The sequence below is a fragment of the Nonomuraea sp. 3N208 genome, from assembly GCF_052245935.1.
Classification (GTDB): Bacteria; Actinomycetota; Actinomycetes; order Streptosporangiales; family Streptosporangiaceae; genus Nonomuraea.
The window spans coordinates 60,761-81,849 of record NZ_JBQQBR010000054.1 but is presented as its reverse complement, the minus strand read 5'-3'; the positions used below and the strand labels follow the sequence as shown (position 1 = coordinate 81,849).

Annotated in this window: 21 protein-coding genes; 16 read left to right on the top strand and 5 right to left on the bottom strand. The window is 69.2% G+C overall.

What is annotated here, in order from left to right; translation table 11 throughout:
- Window positions 1-312: 312 nt before the first annotated feature.
- From ACTWPT_RS50945 to ACTWPT_RS50930, 4 genes are all read left to right on the top strand, one after another.
- On the top strand, window positions 313-675 hold the full coding sequence (locus ACTWPT_RS50945; protein WP_443184798.1) for a hypothetical protein: 363 nt from the start codon (window positions 313-315) through the stop codon (window positions 673-675).
- Window positions 676-716: 41 nt separating this feature from the next.
- Window positions 717-1,253, top strand: coding sequence for a hypothetical protein (locus ACTWPT_RS50940; RefSeq protein WP_443184797.1), 537 nt, complete (start codon window positions 717-719; stop codon window positions 1,251-1,253).
- A gap of 126 nt (window positions 1,254-1,379) precedes the next feature.
- Window positions 1,380-1,757 carry a hypothetical protein gene (locus tag ACTWPT_RS50935; protein ID WP_443184796.1) on the top strand — a complete coding sequence of 126 codons (378 nt, stop codon included), beginning with the start codon at window positions 1,380-1,382 and terminating at the stop codon, window positions 1,755-1,757.
- 39 nt (window positions 1,758-1,796) lie between these two features.
- The gene (locus ACTWPT_RS50930) at window positions 1,797-2,540 is read left to right on the top strand and encodes a hypothetical protein (RefSeq protein ID WP_443184795.1); all 744 of its coding nucleotides are present in this window, start codon (window positions 1,797-1,799) and stop codon (window positions 2,538-2,540) included.
- Window positions 2,541-3,188: 648 nt separating this feature from the next.
- Here the strand turns inward: ACTWPT_RS50930 and ACTWPT_RS50925 are convergent.
- Window positions 3,189-3,524: a hypothetical protein gene (locus ACTWPT_RS50925; RefSeq protein WP_443184794.1), complete on the bottom strand. Its 336-nt coding sequence runs from the start codon at window positions 3,522-3,524 to the stop codon at window positions 3,189-3,191.
- 90 nt (window positions 3,525-3,614) lie between these two features.
- Entirely contained in the window at window positions 3,615-5,705 is a 2,091-nt protein-coding gene (locus ACTWPT_RS50920; RefSeq protein WP_443184793.1) for an NACHT domain-containing protein, read from the bottom strand.
- 210 nt (window positions 5,706-5,915) lie between these two features.
- Between ACTWPT_RS50920 and ACTWPT_RS50915 the strand changes: the two genes are divergently transcribed.
- From ACTWPT_RS50915 to ACTWPT_RS50860, 12 genes are all read left to right on the top strand, one after another.
- Window positions 5,916-6,050 carry a hypothetical protein gene (locus ACTWPT_RS50915; protein ID WP_443184792.1) on the top strand — a complete coding sequence of 45 codons (135 nt, stop codon included), beginning with the start codon at window positions 5,916-5,918 and terminating at the stop codon, window positions 6,048-6,050.
- 392 nt (window positions 6,051-6,442) lie between these two features.
- Window positions 6,443-6,658, top strand: coding sequence for a hypothetical protein (locus tag ACTWPT_RS50910; protein ID WP_443184791.1), 216 nt, complete (start codon window positions 6,443-6,445; stop codon window positions 6,656-6,658).
- Window positions 6,659-7,024: 366 nt separating this feature from the next.
- A complete protein-coding gene (locus ACTWPT_RS50905) occupies window positions 7,025-7,918 on the top strand; it encodes an ROK family protein (RefSeq protein ID WP_443184790.1) in 894 nt (297 codons plus the stop codon).
- On the top strand, window positions 7,915-9,033 hold the full coding sequence (gene nagA, locus ACTWPT_RS50900; protein WP_443184789.1) for an N-acetylglucosamine-6-phosphate deacetylase: 1,119 nt from the start codon (window positions 7,915-7,917) through the stop codon (window positions 9,031-9,033). Before ACTWPT_RS50905 ends, nagA begins: the two co-directional genes overlap by 4 nt.
- A gap of 84 nt (window positions 9,034-9,117) precedes the next feature.
- Window positions 9,118-9,813: a GntR family transcriptional regulator gene (locus ACTWPT_RS50895; RefSeq protein WP_443184788.1), complete on the top strand. Its 696-nt coding sequence runs from the start codon at window positions 9,118-9,120 to the stop codon at window positions 9,811-9,813.
- Entirely contained in the window at window positions 9,810-11,174 is a 1,365-nt protein-coding gene (locus ACTWPT_RS50890; protein WP_443184787.1) for an ABC transporter substrate-binding protein, read from the top strand. The genes ACTWPT_RS50895 and ACTWPT_RS50890 overlap by 4 nt, the downstream gene beginning before the upstream one ends.
- Window positions 11,171-12,127, top strand: a complete 957-nt coding sequence (locus ACTWPT_RS50885) for a carbohydrate ABC transporter permease (RefSeq protein WP_443184786.1) — start codon at window positions 11,171-11,173, stop codon at window positions 12,125-12,127. Before ACTWPT_RS50890 ends, ACTWPT_RS50885 begins: the two co-directional genes overlap by 4 nt.
- Window positions 12,128-12,194: 67 nt before the next feature.
- Window positions 12,195-13,034 (top strand): carbohydrate ABC transporter permease, encoded by an 840-nt coding sequence (locus tag ACTWPT_RS50880; protein WP_443184785.1) that lies wholly within the window; start codon window positions 12,195-12,197, stop codon window positions 13,032-13,034.
- 5 nt (window positions 13,035-13,039) lie between these two features.
- Entirely contained in the window at window positions 13,040-14,371 is a 1,332-nt protein-coding gene (locus tag ACTWPT_RS50875; protein WP_443184784.1) for a Gfo/Idh/MocA family protein, read from the top strand.
- Window positions 14,368-15,933: a glycoside hydrolase family 13 protein gene (locus ACTWPT_RS50870; protein ID WP_443184783.1), complete on the top strand. Its 1,566-nt coding sequence runs from the start codon at window positions 14,368-14,370 to the stop codon at window positions 15,931-15,933. Before ACTWPT_RS50875 ends, ACTWPT_RS50870 begins: the two co-directional genes overlap by 4 nt.
- Window positions 15,930-16,751, top strand: a complete 822-nt coding sequence (locus ACTWPT_RS50865) for an endonuclease/exonuclease/phosphatase family protein (protein WP_443184782.1) — start codon at window positions 15,930-15,932, stop codon at window positions 16,749-16,751. Before ACTWPT_RS50870 ends, ACTWPT_RS50865 begins: the two co-directional genes overlap by 4 nt.
- 416 nt (window positions 16,752-17,167) lie before the next feature.
- A complete protein-coding gene (locus tag ACTWPT_RS50860) occupies window positions 17,168-17,860 on the top strand; it encodes a hypothetical protein (protein ID WP_443184781.1) in 693 nt (230 codons plus the stop codon).
- Window positions 17,861-18,013: 153 nt separating this feature from the next.
- Here ACTWPT_RS50860 and ACTWPT_RS50855 read toward each other — a convergent pair whose 3' ends face one another.
- The 3 genes from ACTWPT_RS50855 to ACTWPT_RS50845 are packed head-to-tail and all read right to left on the bottom strand — an operon-like array spanning window position 18,014 to window position 21,064.
- Window positions 18,014-18,952: an alpha/beta hydrolase fold domain-containing protein gene (locus tag ACTWPT_RS50855; protein WP_443184780.1), complete on the bottom strand. Its 939-nt coding sequence runs from the start codon at window positions 18,950-18,952 to the stop codon at window positions 18,014-18,016.
- 49 nt (window positions 18,953-19,001) lie between these two features.
- Window positions 19,002-19,583: a TetR/AcrR family transcriptional regulator gene (locus tag ACTWPT_RS50850; RefSeq protein WP_443184779.1), complete on the bottom strand. Its 582-nt coding sequence runs from the start codon at window positions 19,581-19,583 to the stop codon at window positions 19,002-19,004.
- Between the two features lie 5 nt (window positions 19,584-19,588).
- On the bottom strand, window positions 19,589-21,064 hold the full coding sequence (locus tag ACTWPT_RS50845; protein ID WP_443184778.1) for an FAD-dependent monooxygenase: 1,476 nt from the start codon (window positions 21,062-21,064) through the stop codon (window positions 19,589-19,591).
- Window positions 21,065-21,089 lie beyond the last annotated feature (25 nt).

Here is a 21,089-nt window from a genome sequence, read left to right as displayed (position 1 = left end):
TGCGTCCTTGGGCTCCTTGCGTGCCACTGCGGCGTCCTCCAGGTCGATCTCCGTCGATGCCTGGATCACAGTACTCATCAGGTGCGTTCTCCTTGATCAGGAGTTACACCGAAAACCGTACAGTCCCAAGGCCTACGCCCTTGGCAGACGATCACAGGCGTCCGGCCCTCCTTCCAGTGATAACAGATCGTGGTTGAGGCATAGCTGGGCGACGCAGCCCTTCCGAATGCGGGAAATCTTCGGAGGTAGTGCCCACATCCCGGCGATACTTGCCATCAAGATCAAGTTGGCGGTGGGTCAGGAGGCGGATCGGTGACGGCGGACCTGGCGGGAATGAGCGAACGTGAGTACTTCGCCCACGTGGCCAAGCGGTTGGGCATGTTCGTGGTGGGGTCGAGGCTTGCTGGGGTTGAGGGTTTCCTGGACGGTTATGACCAGCACGCACTGCGTCATGGAGGTCCTGGACTGAGCGGCTGGCGGGAGTGGCTGGTGGCTCGGCGGGGCCAGGACTGCAACCACGGTTGGCATGGGCAGGTGCGCCATATCGCTCTCCCTGATGGGTGGGAGCAGTGGGAACTGACCCGTGAAGAGGAGGTCAAGGTTATCGAGGTTCTCTTCACGCTGCTGGATGAGTTCCTCGCCGCCCGGGAGGCGTCGGCCGCCCGTGGTGCCTAGACCATGAGAAATGTCAGCTCATGATCGTATTCTTGGCGACCATGACCACCACGCGGACCATGTCGTTCGATCTCCACGTCCATTACCGGCAGGCCTACCTCGCTGACGCATACGACGAGTTCCCGGTCGTGGAGGACCGTCCTGACAACCATCCTGAGCATCCCGTGGGAATTATCCGGGTGGCAGTGGAGGACGGCAAAGCTCTCCTGATCACGGGCCTGCACACGGGTCCGGTTGGCTTCTCGGTGACCGTGGCCGACCAGGACCCGGGAGCTGACACCGACGAATACGAGGACATCGTGGAGATCAGCTTCTTGGCCCAGTCGGAATCGCTCCGCATAGCCGAATGGTGGGGTGAAGACGATCATCTGCTACCCGACTTGCCCTCGGGACCGGGGTGGTATCGGTTGCGATATCACGCCGTGAACGTGGACGAAGGCGCCAAAGTGAACAGTTTGACTTCGCGAGATGCCGTCGTCGACCGCTACCTGCTGCAGATCTGGCCACAACCTGAGTCCCCACCGCGCGTGGTCAAAAGCACGAGCCGCCAGCTCGCCTACTGGTGCGGCGTGGATTGAACGTCCCCGACCGAGACTTCCCGCCAACCCCATCTGCCAAGGATCCAAGGCGGGCCAAGTGCTGGGGCGACGAGCCTTTCCGGATCCACCTTGACGCCCCTTACCGATCTCGGCACCATGCCCGACATGAGTGTCGGGCTGATCATCGCGATGCCTCTCCGTCAGTGGGGGCTCATCGACGCATGCATGGACAATGACGCCAGCGTCGAGACAGTGGATGGCAATCGCCAGCGGGCCGACCTCGCGCGCAGCATCCGAAGGGTCGGTTGGGATCAGATCGCCCACTGGACACCCGGCGTTCCCGGCTCCGGTTCGTGGCCGCCACCGGACGAGATCGTGAAACCCAAACTCACAATCGCCCAATGGCTTCTCACGATCGACGTTCTCGAACGCTGGGCGGCAGCCGCTGACCGCACTGGACGTCACGATAGAGCTGCTCAAGAACGCGAACTCCGAGAGCTGATCATCGCTCGGCTTCAAGCGCACGGCGTTCAGACTCACTGAGGCCCCGCAACATGCTCCCCAACGGGAGGAATCAAAGCGATGACGCAAGTGCCGCCCCCAGACAGGGTGGTATTCGTTGATTGGCACGGTGTGCTTTCCTGTGATCCCTTCTGGTCGTCTATCCGAGACAACGCCGGGCATCCGCTTCACTTGCAACTGGTGGAAAGCCTTGCGCCGATCTTCACCGGCGAGGGGGCCCACGCCTGGATGAAGGGTCAGGTGTCCTCCGCTCAGGTGATCGCAGGCATGGGCATCAAGCTGGACCGCCGGTTCCGCGATGACTTCCTCCAGCGCCGGCTACTGGCCGACTGCGCCCGGATGAGGGTCAACGTTCCGTTGTTCGAGATACTCCGCGAGGTCAAGACGAGTGCCTCGATCGTCGTGTCCACCGACAACGCGGACTGCTTCGCCGACACTTTCAGGCGGGTACGCAAAACCCGGCGCCCGGCAGGCCACCGTCCGGCGGCGACGTTGGCCGAGTGGGCCTTCGTCTGCGACGACATGATCTGTTCCAGCGACGTCGCAGTGCTCAAGAGCGAAGGTATCGTCGCATTCTTCGGGCCTTGGCTGAGCCGGCACGGCATGACCTTCCAAGACGCGCTGCTCATTGATGACTCAGCGAACAACTGCGCCGCCTTCCGAGAGCAGGGAGGAACCGCTCTGTGCTGGAGGATGGGCGCCGACGACATCACCGAGGCCGCAACCGCGCTCAGCCGATGGCTCGACGCGTCGGCCGCATCCGAACTCTCCTACGCTGCCGCTCGCAGTGAGGAGAACGGATAGAGACACCCGTCTGGAGGTTCCGCCGGCAACTTTCGGCCAGATACTTCGAAGCCTGGAGCCATAGCCCTCAACCCACGCGCGCATGATCTTCGGCTGGGTACTGCCAACTTCGATGACGCGAATACCGATATTTCGACACCTGTCGAAATGACAGTGCCCAGGTCAGCCCCAGGCCCCGCTGTCATGTTCAGCGGCGCCAGACACGCCTGTGTCAGAGGCGCTTGCAGATGTCAGTACGGCGCGGGAGGTGTCAGCGGACTTGGCAGTAGGCCATCGGGGATGTCAGTAGGCGCGTCTACGGCAGGAGGTTCAGCCCGGAATGGTGCGGCCCGGCCTCGGCGGTTGGCCCTGGTAATTGCTCCAGTGCCTGGCGAGTCGTTCGCGTCCTGGGTCGATCGGTTGGCGGTACGGAATGGATGCCCGCCGTGGGCGATCGCCGAGGCGTTAGGGCTGGATGTTCGCGGGGTCTCTGGCGATGTCCGCGCGTTGGCGTACGGCATCGTCGCGTCTGCGGAGATGTGCAAGGCGGTTGAGGCCGCTACCGGGGCGGGTGCCGAGATCGTACAGGGAATGCATCTGGAGGTGTTCAACGGCGCGGTCGTGGACCTGACAGGCGTTCATGCAGGAGACAAGGAGTCGGTCCGGCGGTCAGTTGCTCGGGGAGTGGGCGCAGTTCTTCGGTGGCCGGGCCTGCTCGCCGCACATCATGCCCGCCACGATCGAGGCGACCTTCGCCGGCGCGTTGACGCCGTCGGCGGCGGTGATGGCCACGCGCTCGCCAACCAGGGCGTCCAGGTCGTACCGCTCGGCCAGCCGCATCGCCGGGGCCAGCCCGCCGTACGCGATCAGGTGCTCATCGTCGAAGATCGCATCGGTCTTGGCCGCGTCGTGGGCGACAGCGGGGTGATGAAATCTCGAGATTTCGCCGCTCCTCCGCTCCCGGCCCAGTCCATCAGCGCCACAGCCCGATCCAGAGCATCGCACGTCTGCCCGGCCTGTTCCTCGACCCGCCGCAGCGCCTGCTCCGTACAGTTGGACAAGACCTGGCCTGTCGGTCAGGAGGAGTGACAGTGATCATCCAGATTGGAGTGGTTGCGGGACGGGGTGTCGAGCGAGGTAGTCCTGCAGTTCGCGGTGCCGGAATTGGTAGGCGATCCCGGCCGTGCGGATGAGCCCTGCGTGATAGCACCACTGCAAGAAACCTCCTAGCCTGAGTGGGAGCCGCCCCCGCGTGCACAGCAGCAGCGCAAGGTATCTCGTCCCCGCGATTCCGGCCGCGAGTCCGAACGTGACGCTGCCGCCCGCGAGTCCCGCCGCGAGCCCGAATGTGACTCCGGCCGCGAGGTTGATCGCGAGGCCTACCGCCACTCCGTAGGCGATGGCCACGAGCGCGGCCCCGCCTTGGAGTGAGGACCACAACCCGACGGCTGCCGCCGCCATGAGCCCGAACGCGAGCCCGGCCGTGAGCCCGACCTCAATGTCGGATCTCACGACGTCGCGTGGGTTTGTGGCGCCCTCGGCCGCCGGCGCCGTGAGCCCGACGGTGAGCCCGACGGTGAGCGCGGTGATGACTCCAGCCGCGACTCCCAACCAGAGCCCGAAGGTGAGCTCGATGGCGAGCCAGGCCAGGAGCCCGGTCGCAAGCCCGCCCCGGAGCCCGGCCCCGAGCCCCTTCCAGCCCTTGCTGGTGGGCCGTCGTAAGGTGCCCAGACGGGAGGGTTTAGGCCAGGTCGGCCCCCAAGCCGAGAAGCACATATACACCCCGACGGCGATGAAGATCGCCACAAGGTACGGGTTGGACGAGTTGGCCATTCCCCCGGGCAGCAGCGCTCCGCCGAAGGCGAGCCAGACAATGGTGAGCCAGACAATGGCGGTGAGCGCGATGGCGAGAAATCGGGGGCGGTTGCCGGCCAAGGGCCAGAGCTCGTGAAGAATGATGTCGGTGCTCGACAGCGGACGTCCGCCGACGGTGCGGCCGGTGCCGGCGTTGGTGTCCAGGTAGGTGGCCAGCACCGCCAGCCAGGCGTGAACCTTCTCGGGACGGTAGGGTCCGGCAGAGTGCCCGCGGGGTGCCGTGACGGCGGGAATATAAAGCGCGAGGAGATGGTCGCGGATCTTGTCGGGATGGTCCAAGACCGGGCCGGCCAGCTCTGCAGGATCACGGAGGTAGCGGCCGGTGGCGGGGTCGCGTTGCTCATAAACGGTGATGGCCATGGTGAGCCGCCAGGGACTGTCCAGAGCGCGGGAGAGCGGCGCCTCGGGGCGGAAATCGATGGCGTCCAGGACGTCCCGCCAGCGGTCCATGTTCTGGTTGCTGCCGACCCGGCATTCTGTGAACGTCAGCGCCTTGCTTGCGCTGAGCGGGGTAATCTCGACTCGGGCGGCGTTCTCGGCCCACACCTCAGTGCGAGTGAGCGCGTTGTACTGGCCGGTGCGGCAGGTGAGTACGAGCTCGGCCTTCTCCTGGCCGCGCTGATAGTCGTTCAGCGCCTGCAGCGCCTGCGCGGCACGGGAGGTGTAGCCGGGTTCCGGGTCGGTGTCCATCTCGTCGAGGCCGTCGACGACCGGCAGCACCCGCCCGGCAGCGACGAGAGCGGCGGCCGTACGCGGTGCCATCCGATAGGCGCGGGCCAGGTGCCCGGTCAACCAGTCCCGCACCCGAGTGCCTGGATCCCAGGACGCCGCAGACAGGCGAACGGGGATCGGGTCATCAGGTTGACGTCTGGTGAGCAGCCCCAGCATCAGCTCGACCGCCAAGACCGTCTTGCCCGCTCCGGGCGCTCCGGTGATGACCAGCCGCCGGGGCCGCAACTCGCGATAGTAGGCCGCCACCTCTTGCAGGCTTCCCGCCGCAGGGGCGCCGGCGGCGTTGTGCGCCGGTGCGGGCCTGAACACGAAGTCGACGTTGATGGTTTTGTCAGCACGGCCCAGCATCTGGTGCCGCGCTTGAGTCTCGGCCTCCAGGACCGCGTCGGCCAGCCACCTGGACCAGGCGTTCACATCGATGTCGGTGTACCGCTGCGCGAGTACGGCCTGCCGACCGGCCCACACCGCCACAGCCAAGGCCGCCAGTGCGATGATCGCACTCGCCGGATCGACATCTCCCCACGTCGCGCCAGGCAGGCCAAGTATCCCCACCGCAGCCGCCACCACGACCAGGGTCACACATACAGCCGCCCACGCCCAGCGCGCTCCCCGATCCTCACCCATAATCAACCAGCATGCCACCCGCTTACTGCCACGCACACGAATCCGAACCACTGATCAACGGCTAGGCCGCAGCAAGGATTCAACGTTTTCCGGATGAGACATCCCGAGCTGGCAGACCTTGGCACAATCCCTCGAGGATGTGTAGCCAACCAAGGAGACCGGCTGATGTCCGAGCCGAGGCGCCCGCACTTTCGCACGTCGCACACGCGCCCGCCGACGGCCGCGACACCGGAGGAACTCTTCTCCGATCTGCCCCGCACTCCCGGCGGGCAATGGAGCCCGCTGGTCGCACCAGGCTGACATGCTCCGCAGCTTCCACGCCGATCAGCCTGGACACGCCGGACGTGGCCCTGGAACTGCCTACCGGTTCTGGAAAGACTCTGGTGGGCCTGCTGATCGGCGAATGAAAGCGCCAGCGAAGGGGGCAGCGGATCGTGTACGCCTGCCCGACCCGGCAACTGGCACACCAGGCGTACCATGTCGGCCGCGACGATGGCATCCGATCGGTCTGCCTGGTCGGCCCGAACCTCACCTGGACGAGCGCGACCGCGCCCGGTACGAAACCGCGGTCGTGATCGCCGTCACCACCTACAGCCACGTGTTCAACGTCAACTCGGCGTTCCCGGCCGTCCACACCCTCATCTTCGACGACGCCCACGCGGCGGACAAAATACGTCGCCGACGCCTGGTCTGTGACCATCCGCACCCCTCACCCGGTGTTCAACCAGGTCATCGACATTCTCGGCCAGGGATTGGATCAGCACCACCTGGCGCGCATGCTCAGCTCCGCGGGTGGGCCTCGCTCGGAGGCGAGTCTGCTGCCGATAAGTCTCGTGCACCGCTGTGCCGCTCAGCTCGACCGGGCGCTGTCGGCGCTGACCGGAACCAGTGGTTCGGCTTTCTCATGATCCATCTGGAGGCTCCACGGGCACTTTCGGCTAAGCCTGAAGCCATGTTGAGTGGCTCCAGACAGCCTGTCGGGACTCACTCGAACCTTGTCGCAGGTCCTGTTCTTGGCGGATCGGTGGTACGCCTGCTTCAGGAGTGCTGTGGTTGAGTGATGACGGTACGTGACTCTCCGGAAACGCGGTCGGAGTCATGCGGCTTAGAAGAGCTGTTCTCTGTTCACCTGATCAGCGAACGGTCGCGGGACTCGCTGCTGCTGAGCCCGCAGTGGCCACGCCGGTGGAGTGCGTTCGATGGGATGGCCGCGTAGCCCCCGCAAGGTCATGACCCCGGCGGACGAGATCATCGGCAGGACCTACGATCGGCGCATGACAAGCCATGTGATCGCTGTGGACGTGGGCGGGACGGCGATGAAGGGGGCACTCGTCACCCGCGACGGCGATGTGGAGGCCTTCGAGCAACGCCCGACCAGACGCGAGCGAGGGCCGGAGCACGTGCTGAACAGGCTCGGGGACTTCGCGGCGGACCTGGCGGCGCAGGCGTCCGTGCCGCCGCCGGCGGCCGGTGTGGCCGTTCCCGGCCTGGTGGACGAGAAGGCGGGCGTCGCCTCCCGGGCGGCGAACCTCGGCTGGCGGGACGCGCCCATCTCCGCGATGCTCGGCGAGAGGCTGGGCATTCCGGTGGCCCTCGGGCACGACGTGCGGGCGGGCGGCCTCGCCGAGAACGTCTACGGCGCCGGGGCGTACGCGCGGAACTTCCTGTTCCTGGCGATCGGCACGGGCATCGCGGGCGCGATGATCTTGGAGGGCCGGCCGTACGGCGGCGCCGGCGGCCATGCGGGAGAGGCGGGCCACATCCCGGTCCGTCCAGATGGGGAGCCCTGCTCGTGTGGGCGACGCGGATGCCTGGAGACCTACGCCTCGGCCGCCTCGATCGTCCGCCGCTACGGCAAGGGCCGCCTGCGGACGGAAGACGTCCTCGCCCGCGCCGATCAGGGCGACGACCATGCGAAGCGGGTGGTGAACGAGGCGATCGAGGCGCTGGCGACAGGTCTGGCCACGTGCACGCTCCTGCTCGACCCCGAGCTCATCGTGATCGGCGGCGGCCTGGCCGGCGCGGGTGAACGGCTCCTGGATCCGCTGGCGAAGGGGCTGGCGGCCCGGCTGTCGTTCCGGGAGCCGCCGCCCATCTCGCGGGGGGCGCTGGGAATCCGCGCGTCTCTGCTCGGTGCCGGAATCCTCGCCTGGAGTGTGGTGGAATGACCGATCAGATTCTCGCCGGCGCCCGCGTGGTGACCCCCTCGGACGTACTCGAACCAGGCTGGGTCCAGATCAGGGGCGGGCGCATCGCCGGCGTCGGGGCCGGGGCGCCGCCGCGCGACGGCACCCCGATCCGCGATCTCGGCGGCGGCTGGCTCCTGCCCGGGTTCGTGGACATCCACGCGCACGGCGGGGGCGGGGTGTCGGCGATCGACTCACCGGCCGACCTGGCGGCCACCGTGGCCTTCCACCGCTTACACGGAACCACCCGGATCCTGATCAGCCTGGTGTCCTCTCCCGTGGAACAGATGGCCCGGGCCGCCGGTTGGGTGGCCGACCTGATGGCGAGCGAGCCCGGTGTGGCCGGGGCTCATCTCGAAGGGCCGTTCCTGTCCCACCTGCGTTGCGGGGCGCATGATCCTGATCATCTGCGCGCGCCGGCGACGGCGGAGCTGCGCAAGCTCCTGGAGGCCGGACGGGGCGGCATCCGCATGGTCACGGTCGCCCCCGAGCTTCCCGGTGGCCTGGATCTGGTCAGGGAGCTGGTGGCGTGCGACGTCATCGCCGCCGTGGGCCACACCGACGGCGACTACGCCACGTGCCGCGCGGCCTTCGACGCCGGCGCGCGGGTGCTCACCCACACCTTCAACGGCATGCGCGGGCTGCATCACCGCGAGCCCGGGCCGTTCCTCGCGGCCTGCGAGTCGCCGGAGGTCGTCCTCGAGGTCATCAACGACGGCATCCATCTGGCCGATCCCATCGTCAGGCTCATCGTGCGCCAGGCGCCCGATCGCGTCGCCCTCATCACCGACGCGTCGGCCGGGGCCGGCATGGGCGACGGCCGGTACGCGCGCGGCGCGCGGCAGGTGCAGGTGAGCGCGGGGCGCGCGGAGTTGGTCGGCAGCGGATCGCTGGCCGGCAGCACGCTCACCATGGCGCAGGCGGTACGGCGGGCCGTACGCGAGGTCGGGCTGCCGGTGACCGTCGCCTCGGCCGCGGCCTCAGCCGTGCCCGCCCGGCTGCTCGGCCTGGACTGCGGGCGCATCGAAGCGGGCCGCGCGGCGGAGTTCGTGGTCATGACCGACGACTTCGAGGTACGCGAGGTGCTCGCCCATTGACTCGGCCGCGGCCTTAGGTATACCAATGGTCTACTTAAGCCGAGGGAAAGGGTTTCTGTGGCGCGTACGGCGAACAAGGCTCAGATGGTCCGGACCCTGATCGAGGCAAGGTTCATCGCCGTTCCCGGGCCCGCCACCGTGCTTCCCTCGGAGCGCCGGCTCGCCGAGGAGTTCGGCGTCGCCCGCATGACCGTTCGCGCCGCGTTGAAGCTGCTGGAGGCCGACGGGCTGATCCGCTCGGCGCCCGGGGCCAGCTACATGGTGGTTCCTCCGCAAGTGTCCAAGGGCCCGACCCTGTCGTCATTCACCCAGGACGCGCAGAAGCGCGGATGGCGGCCGGGATCCCGGGTCATCGAGCGGACCGCCTTCGACGCCGACGCGCGGCTCGCCGCCACCCTCGGGATCAAGCCCGGCGACGCCGTCTACCAGATCGGCAGGGTACGGACCGCTGACGACACCCCGCTCAGCTACGAGCAGGTGTGCCTGCCCGCCGCCTTCGTCCCCGGACTGATCGACGAGGACCTCACCGGCTCGCTCCACCAGCTGCTCGCCGATCGCTACGACATCCGGATAACCCGGCACGAGCGCACGATCACCGCTGTCAACGTGGACGCGGAACAGGCCGAGCTCCTCGGCGTCAAGGAGGGCACCGCGGCCCTCTGCGTGCCCCACATCGGCTACGACCAGAACGGTCGCCGGGTCGAGCAGGTGCACGCGCTGTACCGCGGTGACCGGTACGAGTTTTCCAGCGTGACCTATCTGCGGGAGACGAACCCATGAGGAAAGTCACCTTAAGCGTGGCGACGACGGCTCTGCTGCTAACGGGAGCCTGTGGCGGCGCGGAACCTCAGGAGTCGTCCGCCGCGGCGACCCTCACCTTCTGGACGCCGCACACCACACCGGCCCGGCTGGCCGTCCAGCAGTCCGTCGCGGCGAAGTTCACCAGCAAGACCGGCATCAAAGTCGAGGTCGTGCCGCTCGAGTCCAAACAGGCCAGCCAGAGCCTGGTCACCGGTGCCGCCTCCGGCAAAGTGCCCGACGTGATCCTTTACAGCCCCAACCTGATCGCGGCCTGGAACGCCCAGGGCCTCATGGACACCGAGGCGCCGCAGCAGATCGTCGATGAGCTGGGAGCCGGCACCTTCACCGAGAGCGCCATCCGGATGGCCACGGTCGGCGGAAAGCTCGGCGCTGTGCCCAGCGACGGCTGGGGGCATGTGATCTCCTACCGCAAGGACCTGTTCAAGAGCGCGGGCCTGGAGGCCCCCGAGTCGGTCGAGGACATCGTCACCGCGGCGCAGAAGCTGGCGAAGGACGGTGTGCGGGGCATCGCGATGGGCACCCAACCAGGCGACGGCTACACCGGCGAGGGCCTGGAGTCGCTGCTGCAGGCCGCCGGCTGCCAGCTCGTGACGAACGGCACCGTCGCCATCGACTCGCCGGAATGCGTCACCGGCCTGGACGCCGTCCAGAAGCTCGGCGCCGCAGCGGGCACCGGGGAGCTCGACGTCGGCGCCGCACGAGCCGCCTACCTCGCCGGAGACGCGGCGATGCTCCTGTTCTCCTCGCACATCGTGGACGAGGTCGCCGGCCTGGACAAGGACAACCCGGTCACGTGCGAGGAATGCAAGAAGGACCCGACATACCTGGCGGAGAACACCGGTTTCGTGACGGCTCTCGGCACGGCTCCGCAGTACGGCCAGACGTCCAACTACGCCATCCCCCGAGGCGCGTCGGTGGAGAACGCCAAGAAGTTCATCTCCTTCGCCATGTCCGAGGGATACGTGGAGATGTTGTCGACGGCCGCCGAGGGCCGGATCCCGATGCGGCCGGGACCGGCGAAGGGGTCCACCGAGTACCTCGACGCGTGGGCCGACCTCCCGGTCGGCAACGACCCGGCCACAAAGAAATCGATCAAGGCGGTCTACGGCGAGGACGTCGTGGACCAGCTCGCGAAGGGCGCAGCGTCGTTCGGCCGCTGGGGATGGGGCACCGACGACGCCACCCTGGCCGGCGTGGTGTTCTCCCAGGGCACCCTGTCGAAGGAGCTCGGGCCCCTGTTCAGCGGGACGTCGCCGGCCGACGTGGCGAAGAAGATGGCGGCAGAGGTCGACTCCGTCAAGCAGGACCTGGGTGAATGACCTCGAAACGGCTGGTGTTCACCCGCTGGGGCCGCCCGCTCAACCGGTCCCAGCGGGATGACCTGCACGGCAGGTTGCTGGTCAGCCCGACCATGCTCGTCGTGCTGGCCTTCGTCGTGCTGCCCTTCCTGGCCGTCCTCGTGCTGGCGTTCGCCGATGTCCGGCTCGTCGACATCCCCCGGCTGTCGCTCGACCGGCTCACGCTGACCCTGGCCAACTTCCGGTCGGCCTGGGGGAGCGACAGGTTCTGGTCCGCGCTGGGCACCACGCTCGCGTACGCGGCCTGCACCACCGCGGGGGCGATCACGGCCGGTCTGGTGGTGGCGATGGCGCTGCGCCGGCCGTTCCGTGGTCGTGGGCTGGTCAGGGCCCTGGTGCTGATCCCGTACGTGCTGCCGGTGGTGGCGGCCACCACCATCTGGAAGACCCTGCTCAACACCGAGTACGGCCTGGTCAACGCCGTCGGCAGGCAGCTGATCGGCTGGGAGGACCCGATCGCCTTCCTCACCACCCGCAGCCAGGAGCTCGGCGGGATCCCGATCCCGGTCGCACTGGTGACCGTGATCGCCTTCGAGGTGTGGAAGACGTTCCCGCTGGCCTTCCTCTTCATCACCGCGCGACTGCAGGTCGCGCCGACGGAGCTGGAGGAGGCGGCGGCGATCGACGGCGCGGGCAAGGTCCGGGCGTTCTTGCACATCGTCCTGCCGCAACTGCGCGGCGTGATCGCCCTGCTGATCGTGCTGCGGTTCATCTGGTCCTTCCAGAACTTCAACGACATCTACCTGCTCACCGGAGGAGCGGGCGGCACCGAAGTGCTGGCCGTACGGGTGTACGAGGAGCTGGTCACCCGGGCCAACATCGGCACGGCCTCGGCTACCGGGCTCCTGATGACCGCCATGCTCCTGGTGCTGCTGTTCGTGTACGCCTGGATGATCAGGAGGGAGCGGACATGAGCGAGCGCAGCGAGCGACCGGGCAAACACAGCCGGCTGCCGTTCATGCTGCCGACGAAGGAGGCGGCATGAACGGCGGAGACCGCATTCTCGGGGTGCTCAAATGGCTGGTCATCACCTTGACGGTCATCGTGTGCGCGGGCCCGCTGGTCTACGCCATCCTGCTGTCGCTGCGGCCGTTCGCGTCGGTCGCCGCGGCGCCGCTGTCGCTGATCCCCTCGGCCGAGGAGGTGACGCTGGAGGCCTACCCCAGGGCGATGGGCGAATACGGACTGGGCGGCTTCATGCTCAACTCGCTGCAGGTCGCTCTGGCGACCGTGGTGCTGGCCGTCCTGTTCAGCGTGCTCGGCGGGTACGCGGCCGTCCGGCTGGACTTCTTCGGGCGCCGCTCCGTCAACGTCCTCTTCCTGGGCGTCTACATGCTCCCCGGCATCGTCCTGGCCGTTCCGTTGTTCGTGCTGCTCAGCCGCGTGGGGCTGACCGGCACCCTGATCGGGCTGGTGCTGGTCTACATCGCCCAGACCGTGCCGGTCGCGCTCTACATGCTCCGCAACTACTTCATCGCCGTGCCCGCGAGCGTGGAGGAGGCGGCGATGATCGACGGTTGCGGGCGGCTGGCTCTCATCCGCAGGGTCGTGCTGCCGATGGCGTTGCCGGGCATCGCCGCCACGTCCCTGTACGTCTTCATGATCGCCTGGAACGAGTACCTGTTCGCGCTGCTGTTCCTCGTGCACGACCGGCCGCGCTGGACGGTGGCGTTGGGCATCTCGCAGCTCACCGAGTTCTCGGTGCCGGCCACCGTGCTGATGGCCGGGTCCATCGCGGTCACCATCCCGGTGGTCGCGGGGTTCTTCCTGGCGCAGCGGTTGTTGATCTCCGGGCTCACCGCCGGAGCGGAGAAGGGATGAAAGACATGCCAGTTCGGCTGGGCGTCCTCGGCGCCGGGAGCCGCGGGAGGGATTCCTACGGGCGATGGATCGTCCGGCATCCCGAGCGGGCGCAGATCGCGGCCGTGGCCGACCCGATCCCGGATCGCCGGGACGGTCTCGCGGCGGTGGCGGGGGTTCCGGACGAGCGCCGCTACCACGACTGGAAGCCGTTGCTGGCCGACGCCGAGCACCTGGACCTGGACGGGGTGATCGTCGCTCTGCCCGACCGTGACCATGTCGCGCCGACGCTGGAGGCGGCCCGCCGCGGCCTGGCCGTGCTCGTGGAGAAGCCCGTCTCGTCGACGCCGGCGGAGCTGGAGCAACTCGCCGACGGCGGCAGCCGCCTGAACGCGCGCATCTCCGTCGGCCACGTCATGCGCTACCAGCCGTTCTGGCAGACCCTGCACCAGCTGGTGGCGGGCGGCGCGATCGGACGCCTGGTCACCATGCGCATCGAGGAGAACATCGGTTTCTGGCACTTCGCTCACTCCTACGTGCGCGGCAACTGGCGAAACTCCTCGACGTCGAGCCCGATGGTGCTCGCCAAGACCTGTCACGACCTCGATGCGATCCGCTGGTTCGCCGGTTCCCCTCCGGAGAGCGTGTCCAGCGTGGGCGAGCTGACCTACTTCCGTCCGGAGAACGCGCCGCCCGGCGCTCCTGAGCGATGCCTGGACGGCTGCCCGCACGCGGACGACTGCCCGTTCTACGCCCCCCGCTACTACGTGGACGCGCTGCGCGACGTGCACGGCTCCCCGGTGGCGCTGCTGGGCGCCGACACCTCGCCGGAGGGACGGCTGCGAGCCCTCGAACACGGGCCGTACGGCCGATGCGTGTTCGCCGGCGGCAACAACGTCGTCGACCACCAGCAGACCGTGATGTCCTTTCCCGGCGGTCTCACCGCGACGCTGTCGACCTCGGCCTTCACCGGGCAGAACACCCGGACGGTGCGGCTGACGGGGAGCAGCGGGGAGATCGCGGGGCATGTTCGGTCGGGGTCGGTGGAGATCGACCTCTTCTCCCCCACCGCGGTCCTGCCGGAGCTGCCCCACGCCAGAGACGTCGTACGCCGCAGGCGGGGCCCCATGCGGCACCAGACGATCGAGCTGCTCGCCGGTCCGGCCGAGGGCGAGACGAAGGATCATCGCGGCCATTCGGGCGGCGACGACGGGCTCATGGACGCCTTCGTCTCCTCGCTGACCGGCGGCGGCGCTCCGTCGACCTCTCTTGAGGCGTCGCTCGACAGCCACCGGATGGCTTTCGCGGCCGAGAGATCGCGGTTGGAAGGCCGCACGGTGCTGTGGGGGGAGGTGTGAGCTGGTGGCGGGGCGCCGCGATCTACCAGGTGTACCTGCGCAGCTTCGCGGACGGGAGCGGCGACGGCGTGGGCGACCTCGCGGGGCTGCGCGCTCGCCTGCCGTACCTGCGCGAGCTCGGGGTGGACGCGCTCTGGCTCACTCCCTGGTACGTGTCGCCGATGGCCGACGCCGGCTACGACGTCGCGGATTACCGCGATATAGACCCGCTCTTCGGGACGCTGGCGGAGGCTGACGCCCTCATATCCGAGGCCCACGACCACAGGCTGCGGGTGATCGTCGACATCGTCCCGAACCACACCTCCGACCGGCATCCGTGGTTTCGAGCAGCGTTGACCGGCGGACCCGGGTCACCGGAACGCGAGCGCTACCACTTCCGCGACGCTCCCAACGACTGGCCGTCGCGCTTCGGCGGACCCGCCTGGACCCGGGTGCCCGACGGCGAGTGGTATCTCCACCTGTTCGACTCGTCCCAGCCAGACCTCAACTGGGAGCACCCCGACGTGCGGGCGGAGTTCGAGTCGATCCTGCGGTTCTGGCTCGACCGCGGCGTGGACGGCTTCCGCATCGACGTGGCCGACCGGCTGGTGAAGGCGGACGGCCTGCCCGACCTCGGTCCCGACCCCGATCCGATGGACCAGCCGCACGCCGACCGCCCGGAGGTCCATGAGATCTACCGCTCGTGGCGCAAGCTGCTCGACTCCTACCCGGGCGAACGGATGTTCGTCGGCGAGATCTGGGTGAGCGACCCCGCCCGCTTCGCTCGGTACCTGCGCCCCGACGAGCTCCACACGGCGTTCAACTTCCCCTTCCTGCGCAGCCCGTGGGAGGCCGGCCGGCTGCGCGCCGTCATCGACTCCACGCTCGCCGCGCACGCGCCCGCAGGGGCGCCTCCGACCTGGGTGCTGTCCAACCACGACGTCACCCGGCACGTGACCCGCTACGGCCGGAGCGACACCGGATACACCCAGCGGACCCGCGACGAGCCCGCCGATCTCGCGCTGGGCACCCGGCGGGGCAGGGCCGCCGCGCTGCTCACCATGGCGCTGCCCGGCGGCGTCTACCTCTATCAGGGGGACGAGCTCGGCCTGTGGGAGGTCCTCGACATCCCAGCGGAGCTGCGACAGGATCCCGTGACCCGCCGTACGAACGGGGCGGAGCTCGGCCGCGACGGGTGCAGAGTGCCGATTCCCTGGGAGGGGGCGCACCCGCCGTTCGGGTTCGGCCCGGCACGCACGTGGCTGCCGCAGCCGCCGGAGTGGCGCCCGCTCACGGTCGCGGCGCAGGAGCGCGACCCGGACTCGATGTTGTCGCTGTACCGGACCGCGCTGCGGATCCGCGGAGACGAGCCCGCACTCGGCGACGGCACGATGACGTGGCTGCCCGCGGGGCCCGACGTGCTCGCCTTCACCCGCGACCCCGGCTTCGCCTGCGTGGTCAACCTGTCGCGGGCGCCGATCGAACTACCCGCGCACACCCGGGTGCTGCTGCTGAGCGGCGACCTGGCCCACGGCCTGCTCCCGCCCGACACGGCGGCCTGGCTACAACAAGGAGAACCGTGACACACTCCCGCGTCCGCGCCCTGCTCGTCGTGCTCATCGCCGTCCTGTCCCTCGCCGCCACCCCGTCCCACGCCGACAGCGTCCGGCAGTTACGCGTCGCCACGTACAACATCCACCATGGCGTGGGCAACGACGGCAAGCTGGACCTCGAACGGATCGCGCAGGTCATCCAGGACTCCGGCGCCCAGGTGATCGGCCTCCAGGAGGTGGACCGCCACCACAGCGTGCGCTCCGACTTCGTGGACCAGGCGAAGTGGCTGGGCACCCGGCTCGGCATGCACGCCGTCTTCGGCGCGAACATCGACCGCGATCCCCCCGAGCCCGGCGCGGAAAGGCAGCAGTACGGCACCGCCATCCTGTCCACCTACAAGATCCGCGAGTGGCGGAACACCCTGCTCCCCCGGCCGCAAGGCGGGGAGCAGCGGGGTCTGCTGGAGGCGCGGATCAAGGTGCGCGGCGTCGACGTCCGCGTCCTCACCACGCACCTCCAGCACAATTCCCAGGTCGAGCGCATCGCCCAGGTGGCCGCCATCCGAGACTTGCTCGCCGAGTCGCCCGACCCCATCATCCTCACCGGCGACACCAACGCCTTGCCGGACTCCGCCGAGATGGTCACGCTCAAGGAGTCCCTGGCCGACGCCTGGGACACGGCCGGCCAGGGCGACGGTCTCACCTACAGCACGGACAACCCGCGCACGCGCATCGACTACGTCATGTCCTCGCCGGACGTCAGGGCGACCTCGGCCACTGTGGTGGACACCGACGCCTCGGATCACTTCCCCGTCGTGGTCGACGTCGAACTGCCGTCACCTGCCTGATGTCCAGGTGACGACGACTGCAACGAGGCCGGACCCACCACCGATCCCACATCTCCCGGACGGAGTGATGCCGCATGCGCTCGACGAGGGCGACGCCGAACGCCTCTGGGATGTCTCCACCGACCGCATGGCCGCCGGCAGGCGCTACAGCGTTATGGCCGTTGACACCCTTGGCGGCCGATGTTTGACTCGGCCCGGTGTCAGCTAGACCCTCGGCTGCTCGCGCGGCAGCGCGGCTGCCTCATGAGCCTGGCGTCTATCGGTTCCGCGACGGGCGCGGCCAGATCCTTTACCTGGGGCGCGCCACCGACCTTCGGAGCCGGGTGCAGTCTTACTGGGGCGACCTGCGCGATCGCCTGCACCTGGCGGAGATGGTCGCCCGAGTCGCCCGAGTCGAGGCGGTAGCGTGCGACTCGGTGCACGAGGCCGCATGGCTCGAGCGCAACCTGCTGGAGGCCGACATGCCGCCCTGGAATCGCACGGGCGGTGAGGAGACGTCGATCTACATCGTGGTCGACGAGCGGCCGCACACCGCGGGGGTGCGAACGAGCCACGTTGCACGGTTCGATGGGGTCGTCGGCTTCGGTCCCTACCTCGGTGGGACGAGAGCACGGCAGGCGATCTCGGGGCTGCACCGAGCGTTCCCGCTGTCATACACGCGTGACCGGCTTACCGCCACCGAACGCGACATCGCAACAAGGCGCGGCGTAGGCCCGCACTCCAGAAAACGGCTGGCCGCGGCCGTCATTTCCGCGCTCGATGGGACGAACACCGAGGCCGCGCGTGAAGTGCTGACAGCGGCGCGCGATCGTGCGGCGGCGGCGCTCAACTTCGAACTGGCCGCTCGGATCCACAGCGAGGTCGCTGCGCTCGAATGGGTGACGAGCGTGCAGCGCGTCACCGTCGAAGGCGGCGGCGACCAAGACGTATGCGGGTGGGCAGACGGCCTCGCCATCACGTTCACCATCCGCGGCGGGCGCCTGAATGGATGGGACCAGCGCGAGTGCAGCCGCTCGGCCGCCGCCCGGGCGAACGCCGTCACGCTGCCTGAATGGGCCGAGTTCGCCCAGCGCAATGCCGAGTTGGCTGCAGCGCTCATCCGAGTCTGACTGGGTCCCTGGAGGTTCCGGACAGCCGTACGCCCTGACCTGTCCCAGTACGGACGAGCCCGCCGGCGACCTGGCGGGCTCGTCCGGGGCCAGGTCGGTGGACCGCATCCCCCACCTCAGGCGGGCCGCGCACGATCGGATGCGCCCGCAGCTTCATCCCCCATGATGAGCGCCGCGCCAGGCGGCGGCGAAGTAGCCGAGCGAGGCGTCCACCTCGCGGAGGGACGGGGTGCGGTTGAGGTGCCCGTGTGGCATTCCGCGGGCCAGGAACGTGCTCACCGGGACGCCGGCTTCGCGCAGCTGGCGTTCGAGCAGTTCGCCGGAGGCTCGGAGGTCGTCGTACTCGGACAGCAGGATGTGGGTGGCGGGCAAGCCGGCGAGGCGGGCGGCGCCGGGGAGCGCGTCGGGCGGGAGGTCGCTGATCCGGCCCACGTAGTTGCGGACCATGCCCTCGATCGCCGCCGTGGGGAATCGCATGAACGGGGGCAAGGCGGTCATCTCGGCGGAGGTCGCGTCGTCGAGGGCCGGGTTGGGGTAATGCGCGAAGGGATAGGCCAGGAGGAGCAGGTCCGCCGCCCTCTGGGCGCGGGCGCGCAGGGCGGTCGCGAGGGCGAGGGCCGCTCCCGCGCTGGCGCCGCCCAGCGCGGCGCGCCGGCCGGGCATGGCCTCCGTCGTGAGCCAGTGCCAGGCGGCGTCGACGTCGTCCAGCGGCACGGGGTAACGCACCCCGTTCTGGGCCAGCCGGTAGCCGACCGAGGCGACGAAGGCGCCGGCCCGGGCGGCCAGTTCGGCGCTCACGACGTGGGCCTCGGGCATCTCCAGGTCGCCACCGGAAAAGCCGCCGCCGTGCGCCCAGAGCAGGGAGGCGGTCGCGGGCCTGCCGATCGGACGATAGGTGCGGATCGGGATCTGGCCGTGGGGCCCCGCCACCTGCAGGTCCTCGACCACCACGTGCGGCGGCAGAGCCCACTCCGACGGGTCACGCATGTAGTCGGCCATCTTCTGCTGGGACGCCGGGTCGGCGGCGAGGTCCTCCCGGGACAGGCCACGTACCAAGTCCAGCTTTTCCGCGAGGAAGGGATCGAACGGCATGGCCCCTTCTTCTACCGTGCGCAGGAAAGGAGCCCGCATGCGGGGTGGGCTAGCGAGCGGGGCCGTGGGCGAGCGGGATGATCACATGATCCACCAGTCGCCGGGCCAGCTCGCGGTCCACCGGCTGGCCGCTGATCAACGCGCGGAAGAAGATCGTGGCGGGCGCGAGCTGCCACAGCAAGTCCTCGTCGGCGTCAGCGGCCAGCTCGCCCCTGGCCCGCGCCCGCTCGAACACGCTCACCACAGCCTCACGCCGCGAGGCGATGAAGTTCTCCTCCATCGCCGTGGCGAGTGCGGGATTGCGGCGCAGCTCACCCAGCAGCCCGGCGATGACGTCCCCGAGCTCGGTCAGCTCCTGCAGCAGCCCGTCGAGCAGGGCGAGCAGGTCGTCGCGCAGGCGGCCGGTGTCGGGTGGCTCCGGGCCGGCCGACACCGCGCCCGCGAAGGCGGCCACCACCAGGTCCGCTTTGGAGGGCCACCGCCGGTAGACGGTCTGCTTGCTGGCCCGCGCCCTGGCCACCACGGCGTCCACGGTCAGCCGGTCGTAGCCGGTCTCGCGCAGCACGTCGAGCACCGCCCCGAGCAGCTCGGCCTCCCTGGCGGGCCCTCCCCTCAGGGGTGTCACGGACATGACCATCAGCGTACGGCCCCGTACACCTCCTCCAGGTAGGCGGGCAGGCTGTCCAGCGGGCCCACGAAGCCGACGTGGCCGTCCGGGCGGATCAGCCGGACCAGCCGGTCCGCGCCGGGCCGCAGGTGTACGCGCACGTCGAGGGGATGGCCGGCGAGCATGGCCGCGGCGTGGTCGCGGTCGGCGGGGGAGGGGGCCAGGAGGTGATGTCGCGGTTCGGGCGGGGCCGTCCCTGGCGAGGCCCGCTCCCCCGGTCCCAGTCCCGGTCCACTCCCCGGTCCCGAGACGATGGGGCTGTCGCGGTAGGTGATCCAGGTTTGGGAGAAAAGGCGGGCGACCCGTTCGCGAGCCGCGCCCAGCCGCAGGACGGGGCCGACGAGCCGGGTGGCCACGTGCGCCCTGAGCCACGTGAGCGCGGGCGACGGGGTGGCCTCCAGCGCGAAACCGCGGTCGGTGCCGCGCAGCACGGTCCTGGCCACGGGGAGACGCTCGGCCTCGTACGAGTCGAGCAGCCGCTCATCTGCCCGCCCTGCGGCCACGAGCGCCAGCTTCCAGCCGAGGTTGACCGCGTCACCGATCCCGAGGTTCATGCCCTGCCCGCCGGCCGGGCTGTGGATGTGCGCGGCGTCGCCGACGAGGAACGCGTTCCCGGATCTGAACCGCTCGGCCATGCGACTGTGCACGCGGAAGAGGGCGGTCCACTCGATGCCGGTGACCTTCGCGCCGACGACGAACAGGTCCTGGAAGCGCTGGATCTCGGCGAGGCTCACCCGCGCGTACGCCTCGTGGGAGACCGCGGCGGAGACATCGGAGGCGACGGTCATGCCGGGCGGGATCGCGCCGAACAATCGGAGGCGGCCGTCGCCCAGGTCGAGCGTGCCCATGAAGCCGCCCCTGGTGAGGTTGAGCCGCAGGATCCCCGGTGGCGGGCTGGTGTCGGTGGTGACATCGGCGAGCAGGCCGGTCTGCTGGTACGTCTTGCCGGCGAAGCCGAGGCCCAGCGCGTGCCGTACCCGGCTGCTCGCCCCGTCGGCGCCCACCAGCCAGCGGGCCGCCATCCGTTCCTCGGCGCCGTCCGGCCCGCGCAGGACTGCGGCGGCGCCGTCCCACGACAGCAGCTCGGTGTTCCATTCCACGGCGCGCCCCCGTTCGGCCAGGCCCTCGACGAGCAGCCGCTCCGTGCGGTCCTGGCTCAGGGCGAGAGGCGCGGCCGCGGGACCGGCCGCCAGCGGGAGCTCGGCGGCCTTGCGCCCACGCTCGTAGACCTCGGCGGCAAGGACGGGTACGCCCTGCGCCATCGCCCGTTCCCGCAGGCCGAGCAGAGCCAGGAGCTCCAGCGTGCGCACATGGACGATGGCCGCCCGCGACTCGCGGACCGGTCCCGGCTTCCGGTCCACGATCCGGAAGGGGATGCCGTGTCCGGCCAGGACGTTGGCCAGAACCAGGCCGCTGGGACCGGCGCCGGCGATCAGAATGCCCATGAGTGGTACGGTACTGTATCGTACT